At 71.3% G+C, this 16726-nt stretch carries 20 protein-coding genes, 1 tRNA gene and 1 pseudogene; 10 read left to right on the top strand and 12 right to left on the bottom strand.

Features of this window, described 5'->3' with window-relative positions; all coding sequences use genetic code 11:
* Window positions 1–167 precede the first annotated feature (167 nt).
* On the top strand, window positions 168–1154 hold the full coding sequence (locus tag OE229_RS06235) for a helix-turn-helix transcriptional regulator (protein ID WP_262136993.1): 987 nt from the start codon (window positions 168–170) through the stop codon (window positions 1152–1154).
* Between the two features lie 151 nt (window positions 1155–1305).
* On the opposite strand, the gene OE229_RS06230 is transcribed toward OE229_RS06235, so the two are convergent.
* Window positions 1306–1377, bottom strand: a tRNA-Gln gene (locus OE229_RS06230).
* Window positions 1378–1456: 79 nt separating this feature from the next.
* On the opposite strand from OE229_RS06230, the gene OE229_RS06225 reads away from it, so the two are divergent.
* Window positions 1457–1951, top strand: coding sequence for a MarR family winged helix-turn-helix transcriptional regulator (locus tag OE229_RS06225; protein ID WP_071406000.1), 495 nt, complete (start codon window positions 1457–1459; stop codon window positions 1949–1951).
* Between the two features lie 47 nt (window positions 1952–1998).
* Window positions 1999–2475: a VOC family protein gene (locus OE229_RS06220; RefSeq protein ID WP_262136990.1), complete on the top strand. Its 477-nt coding sequence runs from the start codon at window positions 1999–2001 to the stop codon at window positions 2473–2475.
* 6 nt (window positions 2476–2481) lie between these two features.
* On the opposite strand, the gene OE229_RS06215 is transcribed toward OE229_RS06220, so the two are convergent.
* The 9 genes and pseudogenes from OE229_RS06215 to OE229_RS06180 all read right to left on the bottom strand — a co-directional run bounded on the left by OE229_RS06215 (window position 2482) and on the right by OE229_RS06180 (window position 8935).
* Window positions 2482–3855: an ABC-F family ATP-binding cassette domain-containing protein gene (locus OE229_RS06215; RefSeq protein ID WP_410007333.1), complete on the bottom strand. Its 1374-nt coding sequence runs from the start codon at window positions 3853–3855 to the stop codon at window positions 2482–2484.
* A 23-nt stretch (window positions 3856–3878) separates the two neighbouring features.
* Window positions 3879–4245, bottom strand: a pseudogene (locus tag OE229_RS18155) (ATP-binding cassette domain-containing protein); the annotation flags it as partial.
* 280 nt (window positions 4246–4525) lie between these two features.
* The gene (locus tag OE229_RS06210) at window positions 4526–5200 is read right to left on the bottom strand and encodes a hypothetical protein (RefSeq protein WP_209133192.1); all 675 of its coding nucleotides are present in this window, start codon (window positions 5198–5200) and stop codon (window positions 4526–4528) included.
* Window positions 5201–5202: 2 nt separating this feature from the next.
* On the bottom strand, window positions 5203–5601 hold the full coding sequence (locus OE229_RS06205) for a PLDc N-terminal domain-containing protein (RefSeq protein ID WP_182066172.1): 399 nt from the start codon (window positions 5599–5601) through the stop codon (window positions 5203–5205).
* Entirely contained in the window at window positions 5598–6275 is a 678-nt protein-coding gene (locus tag OE229_RS06200) for a hypothetical protein (RefSeq protein ID WP_262136985.1), read from the bottom strand. Before OE229_RS06200 ends, OE229_RS06205 begins: the two co-directional genes overlap by 4 nt.
* Window positions 6272–6712, bottom strand: coding sequence for a molybdenum cofactor biosynthesis protein MoaE (locus tag OE229_RS06195; RefSeq protein ID WP_259580482.1), 441 nt, complete (start codon window positions 6710–6712; stop codon window positions 6272–6274). Before OE229_RS06195 ends, OE229_RS06200 begins: the two co-directional genes overlap by 4 nt.
* On the bottom strand, window positions 6709–7221 hold the full coding sequence (locus OE229_RS06190; RefSeq protein ID WP_262136983.1) for a MogA/MoaB family molybdenum cofactor biosynthesis protein: 513 nt from the start codon (window positions 7219–7221) through the stop codon (window positions 6709–6711). Before OE229_RS06190 ends, OE229_RS06195 begins: the two co-directional genes overlap by 4 nt.
* The gene (moaC, locus tag OE229_RS06185) at window positions 7218–7706 is read right to left on the bottom strand and encodes a cyclic pyranopterin monophosphate synthase MoaC (RefSeq protein WP_182066168.1); all 489 of its coding nucleotides are present in this window, start codon (window positions 7704–7706) and stop codon (window positions 7218–7220) included. Before moaC ends, OE229_RS06190 begins: the two co-directional genes overlap by 4 nt.
* On the bottom strand, window positions 7703–8935 hold the full coding sequence (locus tag OE229_RS06180; protein WP_262136981.1) for a molybdopterin molybdotransferase MoeA: 1233 nt from the start codon (window positions 8933–8935) through the stop codon (window positions 7703–7705). The genes moaC and OE229_RS06180 overlap by 4 nt, the downstream gene beginning before the upstream one ends.
* A 106-nt stretch (window positions 8936–9041) precedes the next feature.
* On the opposite strand from OE229_RS06180, the gene OE229_RS06175 reads away from it, so the two are divergent.
* The 6 genes from OE229_RS06175 (at window position 9042) to OE229_RS06150 (ending at window position 13918) form a co-directional block, all read left to right on the top strand.
* On the top strand, window positions 9042–9965 hold the full coding sequence (locus tag OE229_RS06175) for an MTAP family purine nucleoside phosphorylase (RefSeq protein WP_262136980.1): 924 nt from the start codon (window positions 9042–9044) through the stop codon (window positions 9963–9965).
* Complete coding sequence (locus tag OE229_RS06170) at window positions 9962–11032, top strand: NAD-dependent epimerase/dehydratase family protein (RefSeq protein ID WP_263345124.1); 1071 nt, start codon at window positions 9962–9964, stop codon at window positions 11030–11032. Before OE229_RS06175 ends, OE229_RS06170 begins: the two co-directional genes overlap by 4 nt.
* A 396-nt stretch (window positions 11033–11428) precedes the next feature.
* A complete protein-coding gene (locus tag OE229_RS06165) occupies window positions 11429–12244 on the top strand; it encodes a glycosyltransferase family 2 protein (protein ID WP_315973822.1) in 816 nt (271 codons plus the stop codon).
* A complete protein-coding gene (locus tag OE229_RS06160; protein WP_225559208.1) occupies window positions 12241–12891 on the top strand; it encodes a TIGR04282 family arsenosugar biosynthesis glycosyltransferase in 651 nt (216 codons plus the stop codon). Before OE229_RS06165 ends, OE229_RS06160 begins: the two co-directional genes overlap by 4 nt.
* Window positions 12888–13550, top strand: coding sequence for a class I SAM-dependent methyltransferase (locus OE229_RS06155; RefSeq protein WP_262136975.1), 663 nt, complete (start codon window positions 12888–12890; stop codon window positions 13548–13550). Before OE229_RS06160 ends, OE229_RS06155 begins: the two co-directional genes overlap by 4 nt.
* Window positions 13551–13672: 122 nt before the next feature.
* Window positions 13673–13918 (top strand): hypothetical protein, encoded by a 246-nt coding sequence (locus OE229_RS06150; protein ID WP_262136973.1) that lies wholly within the window; start codon window positions 13673–13675, stop codon window positions 13916–13918.
* Window positions 13919–14062: 144 nt separating this feature from the next.
* On the opposite strand, the gene OE229_RS06145 is transcribed toward OE229_RS06150, so the two are convergent.
* The gene (locus tag OE229_RS06145) at window positions 14063–14461 is read right to left on the bottom strand and encodes a hypothetical protein (protein WP_262136971.1); all 399 of its coding nucleotides are present in this window, start codon (window positions 14459–14461) and stop codon (window positions 14063–14065) included.
* Window positions 14454–14978: a hypothetical protein gene (locus tag OE229_RS06140; RefSeq protein WP_262136969.1), complete on the bottom strand. Its 525-nt coding sequence runs from the start codon at window positions 14976–14978 to the stop codon at window positions 14454–14456. The genes OE229_RS06145 and OE229_RS06140 overlap by 8 nt, the downstream gene beginning before the upstream one ends.
* A gap of 70 nt (window positions 14979–15048) precedes the next feature.
* Here OE229_RS06140 and pgm point away from each other — a divergent pair, with 70 nt between their 5' ends.
* Window positions 15049–16668 (top strand): phosphoglucomutase (alpha-D-glucose-1,6-bisphosphate-dependent), encoded by a 1620-nt coding sequence (gene pgm / locus OE229_RS06135; protein ID WP_209133176.1) that lies wholly within the window; start codon window positions 15049–15051, stop codon window positions 16666–16668.
* The last annotated feature ends 58 nt before the right edge of the window (window positions 16669–16726 follow it).

The following is a 16726-nucleotide window of genomic DNA, read 5'->3' as shown; positions in this document are numbered from 1 at the left end:
TGGTTCTCCTCGACGGTGGTGCCGGAGCAGGGCGAGTCCTGCCCCACGAACACGTCAACACTCACCCCGGACACCGTCCGGAGCCAGACCCTCCTGCTGCGTACGTCCGCCGTGGGTACCACTGGCAGTGGTGGGGAAACCGGAGCGATCGCCCACATACTGGTCAGATGCCCTCCTCGTCCGATCCGGTGGCTCCGCTGGTGACCGCCGACGAGGACGAGGGACAGGAACTGGGACGGTTCCTCGCCGCGAGGCGGGCGCGGATACGGCCGGACGACGTCGGACTGCCAGCGGGTGGTCGCCGCCGGGTACCGGGACTGCGGCGCGAAGAGGTCGCCATGCTCGCCGGCGTCTCCCCGGCCTACTACACGCGGTTGGAACAGGGTGACGCCGGCCGGGTGTCCGACGAGGTCGTTGGTGCGTTGTCCCGAGCCCTGCACCTCACGCCGGTGGAGGCCGACCATCTCTTCCGCCTCGTGAACCCGCGAGCCGAAGCACGGAGGAACACCTGCAGCGATCCAGCGATCCGACCGGAACTGCAGTCGCTGCTCGACGTCCTCGGCGACGTCCCTGCGATGATCGTCGGCCGACGATCGGACATCCTGGCCTGGAACACCCTGGGGTCGCTCGTGTTCGGCGACCTCGCGCGTCTCCCCCGCTCGGAGCGCAACTGGGCGCGGCTGGTGTTCCTGCACCCGGAGTACCGGAACCGCTTCATCGACTGGCACCAGAAGGCAGCCGACGTCGTGGGACAGCTCCGGGTCGACGCCGGCTTCCACCCGAACGATCCGCACCTCGCAGCACTCGTCGGCGAACTGGCCGTCAAGAGCCCGACGTTCGCCCGGCTCTGGGCCCGACACGAGATCCAGGACCGCTGCCACCGCCTCCACCGCATCGACCACCCCGACGTCGGCCCGCTCGAACTGCACGTCGAGTCGTTCCGCGTCTCGGGGGAAGAGGACAAGACCCTCGTCACCTACCGAGCCACGCCGGAGTCGCCGACGGACTCGGCGCTGCGGCAGCTGCGGCAGCTGCGCCGAACGACCACGAAGTCCGTTCAGGAGCTCGGTGGGCAACCGGGCGATCCGGTACCAGCTGTGTCGCGCAGCGGGTTCGAGCGCCAGCCGGAGAGACCGGGAGGCCAGCGACGATGACGACCGAGGACACCACGGTGGTGGTCTCCGTCACACACCCGGTCGCGTGTGTCCGCATTCGGCGAAGGGCAGCTCGTCGTCGGGCACGGGGTGCAGCACGAGCTCCCCGCCGGTGCGGGCGAGCACCAGTGCGGCTCGGAGCACGAAACCGCTCCGCCTCCAGGATTCGAACCCGGACCTAACGGCACCAAAGGCCGTCGTGCTGCCATTACACCAAGGCGGAACGCACCCGCAGGTGCTCCTCCATCCTCCCACGACCGACGAGGCTGGCTGTCCGCTCCGGGTTCGGCCAAGATGGAGGGATGCCGCATGAGGACGAGGTCGATCGCATCGTCGCGGCGTGGGGTCGTGAGCGTGCCGACCTCGACTTCGGCCCGCTCGAGGTGCTGTCCCGCGTGGACCGGCTCGCCCGACACCTGGACCGTGCCCGGCGGACGGCCTTCGACGCGAGCGACATGGAGCCGTGGGAGTTCGACGTGCTGTCCGCCCTGCGGCGAGCGGGTGAGCCGTACGAGCTGAGCCCGAAGACCCTGCTGCAGCAGACCCTGGTGTCGAGCGGCACGATGACGAACCGGGTTGATCGCCTGGCGGCCCGGGGGTTCGTGGGCCGACGGACCGACCCGAAGGACGGTCGCGGCATCCTCGTCTCGCTGACGAGCAAGGGCCGGGTGGCGGTGGACGCGGCGATCGCGGACCTGCTGGCCGCCGAGCGCGACATCCTGTCCGGGGTCTCCGCCGACGAGCAGGGCCAGTTGGCCGGGCTGCTCCGCCGACTCATCCTGGGTCTCGGGGACTGACCGAAAGCGCGACGCGGGCCGAGCGGCCCCGGCGTAGCGTGCGGCGCATGCACGCCATCACCCTCGCCGTCGCCGACGTCGCTCGATCGGCCGAGTTCTACCGCGCCCTGCTCGGCGTCGAGGGCAGCGGCGTCATCGGCACCGAATACCCCGCCACCGAGACGCAGGCCGGCGGCACCACGGCGATGTTCACTCTCGACGACGGCCTGATCGTCAGCGTCTACGGCCGGGACGACATGGCGAAGGACTCCGGCGTGCAGCTGGCCACGGCGCCGAGCAGCACGATCGGGCACTTCACGGGCAGTCAGGCCGAGGCCGAGGCGTTCCTCGAGCGAGCGCAGGCAGCGGGCGCAACGATGCCCGAACCGCCGTACACACGCCCGTGGGGCATGTGGTCCGGCTTCTTCCAGGACCCGGACGGGCACCTGTGGGAGGTCGTGGCGAACCCCGGCGGTGGGGCACCCCAGGACGCCACACCGACGGACAGCGGCCAGGAGACGGTCGACCCCGCATCGGTCGAGTAGACCGACTCAGACCCCGAGCAGCTCCGCGACCTCGAGCCAGCGCTCCTCGAGCTGCTCGACCTCCGCCTCGAGCTCCCCCAGACGAGCCTGGAGCGTCCCCAACCCGGCGTAGTCGGACTGGTCGTGCGTCGCGAACTGGTCGAGCAGCTTCTTGCGGTCCGCGCCGACCTTCGCGATCTTCCGGTCGAGCGCCGACATCTCCTTCTCGGCCGTGCGACGCTCCGCGCCCGACAGCGACGACGCGGCAGACCCGGAACCGGACGTCGATGCACTGGACCCGGCCACGGCACCGGCCGAGCCGGTCCCGCCGACGGTGTCGGGCCTCCCGGCAGATGCGGCGGCAGCCGCAGAGGCGGTCCCGCCACCGGTGCCGGCCTCGCGCAGACGCATGTACTCGTCGACGCCGCCGGGCAGGTGGCGCAGGTGCCCGCCGAGCACGGCGTACTGCTGGTCGGTGACGCGCTCGAGCAGGTACCGGTCGTGGCTGACGACCAGCAGGGTGCCGGGCCAGGTGTCGAGCAGGTCCTCCATGGCGGCGAGCATGTCGGTGTCGAGGTCGTTGGTGGGCTCGTCGAGGATGAGCACGTTCGGCTCGTCGAGCAGGATGAGCATGAGCTGCAGGCGCCGCTTCTGCCCACCGGACAGGTCCTTGACCGGCGTGGAGAGCTGCTCCGAGGTGAAGCCGAGCCGCTCGAGCAGCTGCGACGGCGTCATCTCCTTGCCGTCGGCGACGTAGCTCGTCTTCTTGCGCGCCACGACCTCGCGCACGCGGTCGTCGGCGAACTGCTGCAGGTCGGCGAGCTGCTGGTCGAGCACCGCCACCTGCACGGTCTTGCCGGTCTTCACCCGCCCGCTCGTCGGCTGCAGCCGACCCGAGACCAGGTTGAGGAGCGTCGACTTGCCGGCACCGTTCGGGCCGAGGATGCCGGTCCGCTCCCCCGGGGCGATGCGCCACTCGATGCGGTCGAGGATCTGCGTGCCGTCGAACGAGACGCTCACGTCGAGCAGGTCGACGACGTCCTTGCCGAGGCGTGCGGTCGCGGTCCGGGACAGCGCGACCGTGTCGCGGATGGGCGGGACGTCGTCGATCAGGGCGTTCGCCGCGTCGATGCGGAACTTCGGCTTGCTCGTGCGGGCCGGGGCACCGCGGCGCAGCCACGCGAGCTCCTTGCGGGCCAGGTTCTGCCGGCGCTGCTCGATCGTGGCCGCCTGCCGGTCACGCTCGACGCGCTGCAGGATGTACGCGGCGTAGCCGCCCTCGAAGGGGTCGACGACGCCGTCGTGGACCTCCCACGTGTCGGTCGACACGGCGTCGAGGAACCACCGGTCGTGCGTCACGACGACCATGCCGCCCTGGTTCGACGACCAGCGGCGGTTGATGTGCCCGGCGAGCCACTCGATGCCCTCGACGTCCAGGTGGTTGGTCGGCTCGTCCAGGAACAGGACGTCCCAGTCGCCGACCAGCAGCCGCGCGAGTGCCACACGACGACGCTGCCCACCGGACAGGTCGTCGACGCTGACGTCCCACGGGATGTCCGAGACCAGCCCACCGATGATGTCGCGGATCTTCGGGTCGCCGGCCCACTCGTGCTCCTCGAGCTCGCCGACGACGGTGCTGCCGACGGTCGCGCCCTCGGGCAGGATGTCGCGCTGGTCCAGGTAGCCGATCGTCAGCCCGCGGCGGTGCGTGACGCGGCCGCCGTCCGGCTCGAGGCGCTGCGACAGCAGTGCGAGGAGGGTCGACTTGCCGTCGCCGTTCCGACCGACCACGCCGATCCGGTCACCCTCGTCGATGCCGAGGGTGACGTTGTCGAAGACGACCTTGGTGGGGAACTCGAGATGCAGGTTCTCGGCGCCGAGGAGATGTGCCACGCGTCAAGGGTAGGTGGCGCGGCGGGGTGGTGGGTGCGGGGCGGGTGGTTGGGGGCGTGCGCGCTTGTTCGAGTGGTGCGAGGTTGCCCGCTCGGTGCGAGCCTGGAGCGGCACACGGAACGCGCAACCTCGCACCAGCCGACGGACCGCGCACGGTGCGATGGCCTGGAGGCCCGGGTCAGCTCGCGGGGGCTGGCTCCGCTCCTGCGCGGGGCTCGGTCTCCTGTAGGAACGCTCGCCACTGCTTCCGCTTGCTGACGGTCCAGAGCAGCATCGCGAGGAAGAACACGGTGAGGAGCGCGTACAGCAGCCCGAACATCGTCGCCCAGTTGAGCAGGAACTGCGCGAACGCGAACGGCGTCCATCCGAGGGCGAGCCAGAACGTCGATGTCGATTGACCGAGCCGACGGCCGGCGAGTGCGACGAGCGCGGTCCGGTGCTGCGGATCGGCGGGCTGCTGCCCACGAGCCATGCGCTCGATCCGTCGGCGGACGGCACGAGGAAGCCCGAGCATCGGGTCGGACAGCGCGCTCTGGAACTGTCCACCGCCTCGGACGGTTGCGGTGACCCAGCAGACCGGGCCAACGATCATGAGCGGGACGATGACGAAGAACGCCCAGTCCGGCAGGCCACTTCCGGTCGAGGGCAGCTCGAAGCGCGGCAGGTGTTCGGCGCTCAGCCACCCGGCTGCAACCGCGGCGACGACGGCCAGCACGATCCAGATGACCCGCCGGACCATCGAACGGCGGACACGCGGTCCGACTGGCGCCCCCGCGAGACGGTCCTCCACCTGCTGCCAGGTCTCCTCGGAGACCGTGGCTCCGGCGAACTCATGCGGGGCCGGCGTGGACACGATCAGCTCGCGGGGGCGGTGTCGCCCTCGCCCGCGGCTTCCTTCGCGCGCTTCAGGCGGGCCTGCGCCTCCCAGTACTCGATCTCGCGCTCGAGCTCGGCGAGCTCCTGCTCGGTGCCGGTCACGCGCTTCGTGCCGTGGGCGCTGCGGGCCTCGCCGAGGGTGGCGTAGCGGTCCTCGTGGCGGGTGGGCTCGATGTAGCGACCGTGGTTCCGTTCGCCCGGAGCCCAGTCGTGCCCGATGGCGAACCAGACGATGCTGCCGACGACGGGGACCAGGATCACGAGGATCACCCACGCGATCTTCGGCAGGCCGCGGATCTGGTCATCCGTCTTCGTCAGGATGTCGATCAGGGCGAAGACCAACAGGATGACGGTGATCCCGGGCAGCAAGACGCTCATGTTCGCGATTCTATGGACCCGCTTGGAGTCTCACCATTCCCCGAACGAGCGTCGTGGTTGCGAAGGTGCACAGGGTGGGCGTCGAGGTACCGACGGGCGAGCACGACGGAACGTGCCGTCAAGGCGAACTGCCCCGCGGCGGCGATACCACCCGCCAGGTAGACGGGCCAGAACGTGAACCCGGAGAACGCAACCGCCGCCCAAACGACGACGAGCCCCACGGTCAGCTGGAGGCCGGTGCCGTCGGCGAGTTCGACGGCTCGAGCTCGAACGATCGCCAGCCGGTCGGCGGGGGCAGCGCGCCGCCCGGTCGCAGCCGCGGTCACCGCGCGCTGCTCGTGTTGCTGCAACGGCGCGAGCACCGGCGCAGGACGAGCTGCCACCCCGTTCCGTCTCCGGCGGATGCCGACCTGCACGGCTTCACCGAGACCGGCCCCGAAACCCAGTGCGGCGACCGCCGCCGAGAGTGCGAAGCGCGCGTCGGAGCCGGCGGGCAGGACGATCGCCCCGACGCCGAGCACGACCAACACCAGCACGATCGCCAGGACGAACCAACGGACCTGCAGGAGCGCACCCTGGGGCTTCGCCGAGACGGCGCGAGCGCGGTCCTCGGACTCGGTCCACCGGCGTTCCACCGCTGTCAGTTCGGCGTTGGACCGTTCGGCAGATGTCACAGCGCCGCGACCCACTCGTCCGTCCCGTCGGTGAACCGCTGGTGCTTCCAGATCGGCACGCGCTCCTTCACCCGGTCGACCAGGGCACCGCACGCGGCGAACGCCTGCGCACGGTGCGACGACGACACCGCTGCGGCGAGCGCGACGTCCCCGATGCCGAGCGCCCCGACCCGGTGCAGCACGGCGATCCGGACGTCGGGGTGGTCCTCGGCGATGGTCCGGGCGACCTCGGCGATGACCTCGCCGGCGCTGGGGTGCCGCTCGTAGTCGAGCGCGGTGACGCCCTTGCCACCGTCGTGGTCGCGGACGACGCCGGCGAAGGTCACCACGGCGCCGTCCTGCTCGGTGGCCACCACGGCTGCGACCTCGTCGACGCTGATGTCTCGGTCGACGACGTCAGCGAGCACGACCCGTGCGGCGGCCTCGGTGACGCTCACGACGCGCTCCGCCGGGCGTGGCCCTCGCCGTGCACCTGCGCGAGCACGTGTTCGACCAGCCCGTCGAGCACGGCCAGCCCGTCCGCCACCCCGCCGCGCGACCCGGGCAGGGTGACGATCAGGGATCCGCCGCTGCTGATGCCGGCGATGCCGCGGCTCAACAGTGCGGTCGGACCGGCGCCCACGAGCCCGCGACGACGGATCTCTTCGAGGAGACCGGGTAACTCCAGGTCGATGAGGGGCGCGACGGCCTCGGGCGTCCGGTCGGTCGGGGTGACGCCGGTGCCCCCGGTCGTGATGACGATCCGGGCCCCGGCCAGCAGTGCGGCGGTGACGGTCTCGGTGATCGCCCCGCCGTCGGGGACGATCACGGGCTCGGCGACGGTGAAGTCCAGCTCGCGCAGCCAGTCGGCGATGACGGGTCCGGTGCGGTCGAGCGCGGCGTCGGCGGCGGCCTGCGTGGACACCACGACGACGGCCGCCCGGCCCCTGGTCGGCTCGGCGGTCATCGGTTGCTCCAGTCCCCGGAGCGTCCGCCGTGCTTCTCGAGCACGCGGACGTCCGTGATCACGGCCGCTCGGTCGACGGCCTTCACCATGTCGTACACCGTCAGGGCGGCGACGCTCGCCCCGGTCAGGGCTTCCATCTCGACGCCCGTGCGCGAGGTCGTGCGGACCGACACCTCGATCAGCACGCGGTCGTCGGCGCCGGTGATGTCGACCTGCACGCCGGCGATCGGCAGCGGGTGACACAGCGGGATCAGGTCGGAGGTCTTCTTCACCGCCATGATCGCGGCGATGCGGGCGGTGCCGACGACCTCGCCCTTGGGCAGCGAGCCGTCGAGGATGCGTGCGACGACGTCGGGGCGGCTGACGACGGTGGCGGTGGCGGTCGCCGAGCGGTCGGTGACGTCCTTCGCGGAGACGTCGACCATGTGCGCGCTGCCGTCCGCGCGGACGTGCGACAGCTGGTCGGAGGCGGACGGGTCGGTCATCGGAGGCTCCAGACGGTCAGGGGGTCGCCGGGTTCGACGGTGTCGACGCCGACGGGGACGTGCACCAGGTGGGTGGCGGCGGCGTAGTGCACGAGCAGGTGCGAGCTCGGCCCACCGACGAAGTGCACGGCGCCGTCCTGCACCCGGCCGCGGCGGATCTGGTGCTTGCCGGCGGGTGAGCCGGCAGCGGACGCCGCCGGCAGGACCTGCGTGGGGCGGTCCGGCGTGAGCCCGACGGCGGCGGCGAGCAGGGGGCGCAGGAACACCTCGAACGAGACGAGCGCCGACACCGGGTTGCCGGGGAAGGACACGACCGGTACGGCGCGACCGTCTCCGAACACGACGCTGCCGAATGCCTGCGGCCCACCGGGCTGCATCGCGACCGGCGTCACCGCGAGCCCACGGGGTCCGAGTGCCTGTCGCACGACCTCGTATGCCCCCGCACTGATGCCCCCGGTGGTCACCACGAGGTCGGCCCAGTCCCCCACGGCCGCATCGAGCGCGCCGTCGAAGGCGGCAACGTCGTCGGGCACCCGGACCGTACGCGGGTCCGCACCGACCTGCGCCAGGGCCGCGCGCAGCGCGATGCCGTTCGCGTCGCCGATGGTCGCCGCGTCCGTGTCGGCGCCCTGCAGCTCCGAGCCGGTCGACACGACGAGGACCCGCAGGGGTCGGCGCACCGAAACGGTCGTCACCCCCGCAGCAGCCAGGGCCCCGAGCAGCGCCGGCGTGACGGCGGAACCGGCCGGAGCGAGCTCGGCGCCGGTGGGCAGGTCGCTGCCGGTGACCCGCACGAAGGTGCCCGCGGTCAGGTCGGCGGGCACCGTCACCCATGGCAGCTCCAGCGCCGCCGGGAACGCACCGGGCTCGGTCGCCTCGACGGGGAACACCGCGTCTGCACCGGTGGGGATCCGCGCACCGGTCATGATCGGCGCGGCGGTGCCGGGTTCGAGCGGTTCGGGCACCACGCCGGCCGGCACCGGTCCGACGACCCGGACCTGCTGCCCGGCCTCGGCGACCCGCACGGCGAACCCGTCCATCTGGCTGTTGTCGAAGGGCGGCAGCGGAACGGGCGACGCGACGGGAGCAGCGAGCACGCGGTGCGCGGATCCGACACGCGCACCCGCACCCACGAGCTCGTCGAGCGACAGTTCTTCCGCTCCGAGGCCCGCCACCACCGGCGCGAGCAACGCCGCCAGGTCGTCGCGGTGCTGACCGATCGTTCGCACAGGTGCCTCCGAACAGGGGTTGGCGGCGCCGCTCCCGGTTCGCCCGGTGGCGCCGTCAGTAGCGTATCCAGCGCGCAGCCCGCGCCGACGACCAACCGGAGGACCTGTGGAGAACGACGAAGCCGTGACGATCGGTGTCATCGGAGGCTCCGGCCTCTACCAGCTGTTCGAGGAGGGCACCGCCGACGAGCTCGACGTCCCGACCCCGTTCGGCCCGACGTCGAGCCCGATCAGCATCGGCACGATGGCCGGACGACGGGTCGCGTTCCTGACCCGCCACGGCCGTGAGCACTCCGTCGCCCCACACCGCATCAACCACCGTGCGAACGTCTGGGCGCTCCGTTCGCTCGGCGTCCGCGCGGTCGTGTCCTCGAGCGCCGTCGGCGGCCTGCATCCCGACTACGCCCCGGGCACCTTCGTCGTGACCGACCAGCTCATCGATCGCACCTGGGGCCGCGCCGACACGTTCTTCGAGGACGACGTGCAGCACCTGTCCTTCGCCGACCCGTTCGACCCGACGCTCCGCCGCGCGGCGATCGACGCCGTCGCCGGGCTCGACGTGCCGTTCCGTCCGACCGGCACGTGCGTCGTCATCCAGGGCCCCCGCTTCTCGACGCGCGCCGAGTCCGTCTGGCTCCGCCAGGCCGGAGGCCACACCATCAACATGACGATGACGCCCGAGGTCCCGCTCGCCGCCGAACTCGGCATCGCCACGGTCAACCTGTCGTTCGTCACCGACGCCGACGCCGGCCTGGCCCCGACCGAGGACGAGGCCGCAGCCGCTGCAGCAGCCAGCAGTCCCGACGTCGACGACGCCGGAGCCGTCGTCACCCACGCCCTCGTCATGGAACGCCTCGCCCGCGCAAACGAGGTCATCGTCCGCGCCATCGGCCGGATCGTCGCCGCCGTCCCCGCTGACTTCACCCCGCGCGAACTCGTCCCGACCAGCGCGAGCGCCCGCATCATGCAGGCCCGGCCCACCGCCGATGCCACCGACGACGCCACCGCCAACGCGGGTGTCACCGCATGAGCCGCCTCCTCGTCACCGGCGGCGCGGGCTTCATCGGCTCCGCGATCGTCCGCCATGCCCTGGCCGACGGCCACGAGGTCCGCGTCCTCGACTCGCTGCGCGACGACGTGCACGGCGACCCCGCCGAGGTCGTCCACGCCCACCAGCAGCAGGGCATCGCGTTCGTGCACGGCAACGTCCGCGACCGGGTCGCCCTCGACGCCGCCCTCGACGGCATCGACGTCGTGTGCCACCAGGCCGCCAAGGTCGGCCTCGGCGTGGACTTCCAGGACGCCCCCGACTACGTCTCGTCGAACGACGCCGGCACCGCCCACGTCCTCGCCGGCATGGACCGGCACGACATCGGCCGGCTCGTCGTCGCCAGCTCGATGGTCGTCTACGGCGAGGGTGCGTACACCACCGCCTCCGGCGAACCCACCCGTCCGCCGGCTCGCCGCCGCGAGGACCTCGACGCCGGCCGCTTCGACCCGATCGGCTCCGACGGTCAGCCCCTGCTGCCCGGCTTGATCGACGAGTCGGCCGCACTCGACCCCCGCAACGTGTACGCGCAGACGAAGGTCGCGCAGGAGCACCTCGCCTCGAGCTGGGCACGCGCCACGGGCGGTCGCGCGATCGCCCTCCGCTACCACAACGTGTACGGACCGGGCATGCCGGCGAACACCCCCTACGCCGGTGTCGCGTCCCTGTTCCGCTCGGCGCTGGCCCGCGGCGAGGCACCCCGCGTCTTCGAGGACGGCGCCCAGCGACGCGACTTCGTGCACGTCGACGACGTCGCCGGCGCGAACGCTGCCTCCATCGCGGCGACCGCCGACCTGCCGTCGGACACGTTCCGCGCGTACAACGTCGGCTCCGGCACCGTGCACACCATCGGCGACATGGCCGCCGCCATCGCCGGCCCCGACGGCCCGCAGCCGGTCGTCACGGGCGAGTACCGTCTGGGCGACGTCCGCCACGTCACGGCGAGTTCGGCACGCATCGCCGCCGAGCTCGGCTGGCACGCCGAGGTCGACTTCGAGGCCGGCATGCGCGACTTCGCGACGGCTCCGCTCCGCAGCGCCGTCCGCTAGCCGGAACGCGTGCGCGAGCGGCGCACCGCAGGCCGTGCCTGAGAACGCGGCCAGCCACCGGACGGGAGGCCCGTGACGGCCCCGCCCCGCGCCTCCCGTCCGGAGTCCCCGCCCCCCACGTCCCCGCGGGACGCCGTCGTGTCGGAACCACGCCCCCTGGTGCGCGAGACGCCGCCGTACTCGGCGGCGTCTCGACGACACGACGGCCTCCTGGGACCCCCAGGACGCGAGACCCGCGCGTGCCCCTGTCCCCCGTTCTGGGGACCGGACGCGCGTCGAGCGCGCTGAACGACCAGGACCCGGCAGTTTCCTGTACCCCGCAGCGCGTCGTCGTGTTGTGTCGAGTGCATGCCAGGACAGACCCGTCGATCCGACCGACCGCACCGAATGACGGACATGACTGTCGACGTGATCCTGCCGTGCCTCGACGAGGCGGATGCCCTGCCGAAGGTCATCGCGCGCCTCCCCACGGGCTACCGGGCGATCGTCGTCGACAACGGGTCGACCGACGGATCGGCCGACGTCGCCCGCGCCCACGGTGCCCTGGTGGTGACGGAACCCGTCAAGGGGTTCGGGTCGGCCTGTGCCGCCGGGGTCGCCGCGGCGACCGCCGACTTCGTCGCGTTCTGCGACGCCGACGCCTCGATGGACCCCGCCGAGCTCCCGCCCCTGGTCGACCGCGTGGCCAGTGGCCGCGTGGACCTGGCACTCGGCCGTCGCGTCCCGACCGGCCGCGGTGCGTGGGCCCCGCACGCGCGCTTCGCGAACCGCGTCCTCGCCGTCCTCATGCACCGCGCGACCGGCTACCGCCTGCGCGACCTCGGCCCGATGCGCGTGATGCGCCGCGAGGACCTCGTCTCCCTCGACCTGCGCGACCGCCGCAGCGGCTACCCGCTCGAGATGGTCCTGGCCGCCCACGCCGCCGGATGGCGCGTCGACGAGTCCGACATCGGGTACGCACAGCGCATCGGCGACAGCAAGGTCACGGGCACGCTCCGCGGCACGATCAACGCGGTGCGGGACATGTCCCGTCTGCTCCGTGCGTACCGCCGGGAGGCGCGGACCCGCGTCGTCGCGCCGGCCCCCGTCCGCACCGTGGCCGGCTCCACCCCCGTGGCCGGTCCCGCTGCGTCCGCTTCCGCCCCGTTCGCCGGCGCCGCATCCGCCCCCGTCGCCGCATCCGGCACCGTCGCCGAGGAGGCGCGCTCGTGACCACCGAGACCCCCACCAGCACGCCCGTCACCGTGGCCGTCGTCGCGAAGGAGTGCCTGCCCGGCAAGGTGAAGACCCGCCTGACACCGGCGCTCTCCCCCGAGGGCGCGGCCCGCGTCGCCGCCGGCAGCCTCGCCGACACCCTCGCCACCGTGCAGGCCCTGCCCGCGGCGCGTCGGGTCCTGTTCTTCGACGGCACCGTCGTGCCAGCCGGCGCCGAGGGCTTCGAGGTCCTGCACCAGCCTGGCGGCGGCCTGGACGAGCGCCTCGGGTTCCTGTTCGACGCGGTCGACGGCCCGCTGCTCCTGGTCGGCATGGACACTCCGCAGGCGTCCGCCGCCGAGCTCGCCCCGGTGTTCGACGCCCCCGAGCGCGACGGCTGGTTCGGACCGGCCGAGGACGGCGGCTTCTGGTCGCTGTACCTGCGGGAGCCCTCCGGCGACCTGCTCCGCGGCGTCCCGATGTCCCGCGAGGACACCGGCGCCGTCCAGCTCGCCCGCCTGACCGACGCCGGTCTCGACGTGGGGATCCTGGGCGAGCTGCTCGACGTGGACACCGTCGCCGACGCCGAACGGGTCGCCGAACTGGTGCCCGACTCCGAGTTCAGCCGGGCACTCCGTGCCGAGACCGTGGGGAGCACCCGATGACCATGCACGCACCCGTCTCGTTCGGCGCCGGTGGCGGCGAGCCCTACGCCAGGGCCCTCCGTACCGACGGCCGCCTGCGCCTCACCGACCCGTCGCGTCCCGGCGAGGTCACGACGATGGACGTCGGTCGCTGGAGCGCCGCGGCCGACCGGGTCGACCGCTCGCTCCTGGACGACGTCGACGGCGGGGTCATCGACATCGGCTGCGGCCCCGGGCGGATGCTCGTCGCCGCGCAGGCTCGTGGCATCCCGGCGCTCGGCGTCGACGTCTCGGCCGAGGCCGTCGCGATCGCGCAGCGCTCCGGCGGCACCGCCATGCAGGGATCGGTGTTCGACGCGGTCCCGGACGAGGGCCACTGGGACACCGCGCTGGTGATCGACGGGAACATCGGCATCGGCGGCGACCCCACCGCACTGCTCGTCCGCTGCCGTGAGATCGTGCGGGTCGGTGGTCGCGTCGTCGTCGAGACGAACCCCGACGTCGACGCCGACCGGGTCTACACGGCCCGCGTGGTCGACGCGGACGGCAACGAGAGCGCCGAGTTCCCGTGGGCCGAGGTCGGGCTCGACGCGCTGCACCGGCACGCGGCCGACGCCGGGCTGGTCGCACGGCAGAGCTGGACGACCGAGGGACGGAACTTCTGCGAGCTGCTGGCCTGACCGTGCACGTTCGTGCAGTTCTTTTGCATGATGCAAGACTGTGTCGTAGGCTCGGGTCACAGCCGACGTCGCCAGGGTCGTCGGTCCGACGGTCCCGACGGCGTCACCACCGAGGAGACCCCATGACGAACAGCACCTTCCCGTTCGGCGGCAGCTTCGTGTCCGGCATCGACGGGCGTGACGTGCGCGGGTCGTACACCGGCCGCAGCACCACCGAGCCGTCGGGCACCTACACGGGCGTGCCGGTCGCCGGGCGCCTCGGCCGCTTCGTGGACACGCAGCGGTCGCGTCCCGGTACGGTCACCGCGTCGACCCGCACGGTCACCGGCTCGTTCCGCACCGCGACGGGTTCGTTCCGCACCGCCTGAGGCTCCGGCCTCCCCCAGACCGCGAGCGGTCGTCCTCCCGGGTGTCCCCCCTCGACCCGGGCCGGGCGGCCGCTCGTGCACTTCCCCCTAGGCGCTAGCCGCTTCGCCGGGAAACACGCGGCGCAAGCCACTTCCCCCGAGCTGTCAGAACAGATCCTGGTCCCGCTCGACCTCGTTGAGGTTCTCCATGATTCGGGCGAGTAACTGCGGAGAGCCCTGCGCGGATCGATAGGCCAATGCACGGAGCTCGATCAACTTTTGAGCAGCACTGAGTGAGGCGTCTGACCCCACGTCGTCGGGCCAAGGCTCTGATTCTACGCGAGCCAAGTAACGAGTTGCTTCAACATCCCAAACCGCCAGGTAAAATGGCGGCCTTCGGTCCTCATCGACAGACCCGACCAAAAACTCCAGATCTCCAGCGCGCGTTTCGACCCACTCACGCGATCCGTCCTCCGTTTGTACCGTCTTCCACGCAACCGACTGCTGGCGAGTTAGTCTGATAAGGCGGTCGACGATTTGCGACCACTCGCGTTCATCAAACATTTGCACTATCTCCTAATTCATATCGACCCTTGGCAATCTCGTTGTCTAAAGAAACCGACACCGATCTAATCTCTTTGGTCACGGCCTTAGCCAGGCGAGCAATATCTGGGCTTGGCCGCCCAACGATGTTCGCCTTAACATCGAGCGCCGTCCCGCTTGAACTAGCGAAACGCTCGGTCAGGTCGAAGTAGTCGCCAAATTCCTCATCGACCGCCGCCAAAAGAGCTCGTATCTCCGAAGCTGCATAGCTGAACCGAAGGAGAGCGCGGTGAGCAACTTCTCGGTCGTTCGAATCGATCGCAAAGTCTAGATCGGCGATCACCGAGCTTACTTGGCCCTGAACGGCAGCGAGTTGATCAAAAACTAGCTTCTTGCGAGCCTTTGCAAGGGCAGTCGTAGCAACCTCAGCCGCGTCGGTCGTTTTATGAAGCTGCCACCAACCGATGCCGAAGCCGATCACCGCGAGAGCGATACCAAGCCAGTCGAACCAGCCGGGTTGCGCTTCACCATCAAACATCAAAGTCCCTCCGGACCTGATTCTAAGTCAGGTTCGGACCAGTTCGGCAACTCGGTGCCAGGATGGACGCATGAACGACCGTGCCGGCACCCCAGCGACCGCAGACGACCTCGTCGACCTCGACGAGCTCCTCGCCGCGTACCACGACCGAGTCCCCGACGTCTCGGTCCCCGAGCAGAAGGTCGTGTTCGGCACGTCCGGACACCGCGGGTCGTCGCTCGACACCGCTTTCAACGACACCCACATCGCCGCCATCACCCAGGCGATCGTGGAGTACCGCCGCGACCAGGGCACCGACGGGCCGCTCTTCATCGGCCGCGACACCCACGCGCTCTCCGCCCCCGCCGAGCAGACTGCACTGCAGGTCCTCGCCGCCAACGGCGTGCGCGTGCTCGCCGACAGCGCGGACGGCTTCGTGCCGACGCCGGCGCTGAGCCACGCGATCATCCGCTACAACCGTGCCGGCAACCCGGACACCGCCGACGGCATCGTCATCACGCCGAGCCACAACCCGCCCCGCGACGGTGGCTTCAAGTACAACCCGCCGCACGGTGGTCCCGCCGACAGCGACGCCACGAGCTGGATCGCGAACCGGGCGAACGCGATCATCGAGGGCGGCAACGCCGAGGTGCAGCGCACCGAGGATGCCGAGCCCGAGCGCTACGACTTCCTGAACACGTACGTCGCCGACCTCGAGAACATCATCGACATCGCGGCGATCAAGCGTGCCGGCGTGAAGATCGGCGCCGACCCGCTCGGTGGCGCCTCGCTGCCGTACTGGAACGCCATCCGCGACCACTACGGCCTCGACCTGACCGTCGTGAACCCCGAGGTCGACCCCACGTGGGCGTTCATGACGCTCGACTGGGACGGCAAGATCCGGATGGACCCGTCGAGCCCCTCGGCGATGGCCTCGGTGCTCGCGCGCAAGGACGACTTCGACGTCCTGACCGGCAACGACGCCGACTCCGACCGGCACGGCATCGTCACGCCCGACGGCGGGCTGATGAACCCGAACCACTACCTCGCGGTCGCGATCGAGTACCTCTACGCGCACCGACCCGAGTGGCGCGACGACGCCGCGATCGGCAAGACCCTGGTGTCGTCGAGCATCATCGACCGCGTCGCCGAGTCCCTGGGCCGTCGCCTGTGGGAGGTCCCGGTCGGCTTCAAGTGGTTCGTCCCCGGCCTGATCGACGGCTCCGTGGCCTTCGGCGGCGAGGAATCCGCGGGTGCGTCGTTCCTGCGCACCGACGGCACCGCGTGGACCACCGACAAGGACGGCATCATCCTGGCGCTCCTGGCGTCCGAGATCGTCGCCGTCACGGGCAAGACCCCGTCCCAGCTCTACGCCGAGCTGACCGAGCGCTTCGGCGCCCCGGTCTACCAGCGCGTCGACGCCGCGGCCTCGAAGGAGCAGAAGGCGCGCCTCGGCAAGCTCGACGGCGACGCCATCACCGCGGACACCCTGGCCGGTGACCCGATCACCGCGAAGCTGTCGAAGGCCCCGGGCAACGACGCAGCCGTCGGCGGCGTGAAGGTCGTCACCGACAAGGCGTGGTTCGCCGCGCGCCCGTCGGGCACCGAGGACGTCTACAAGATCTACGCGGAGAGCTTCGTCGGGCAGGAGCACCTCGAGCAGGTGCAGCGCGAGGCCAAGGAGATCGTCGACGCAGCACTGGGCGCGTAGCGCCCTCGTCGGACGGGCTGCGGGTCTCGGACACCGCAGCCCGTCGACGGAACCGAGC

The organism is Curtobacterium poinsettiae, assembly GCF_025677645.1.
GTDB classification, from domain to species: domain Bacteria; phylum Actinomycetota; class Actinomycetes; order Actinomycetales; family Microbacteriaceae; genus Curtobacterium; species Curtobacterium poinsettiae_A.
Note: the sequence above shows the minus strand (reverse complement) of the source record. Positions and strands in the feature narration are given on the sequence as shown.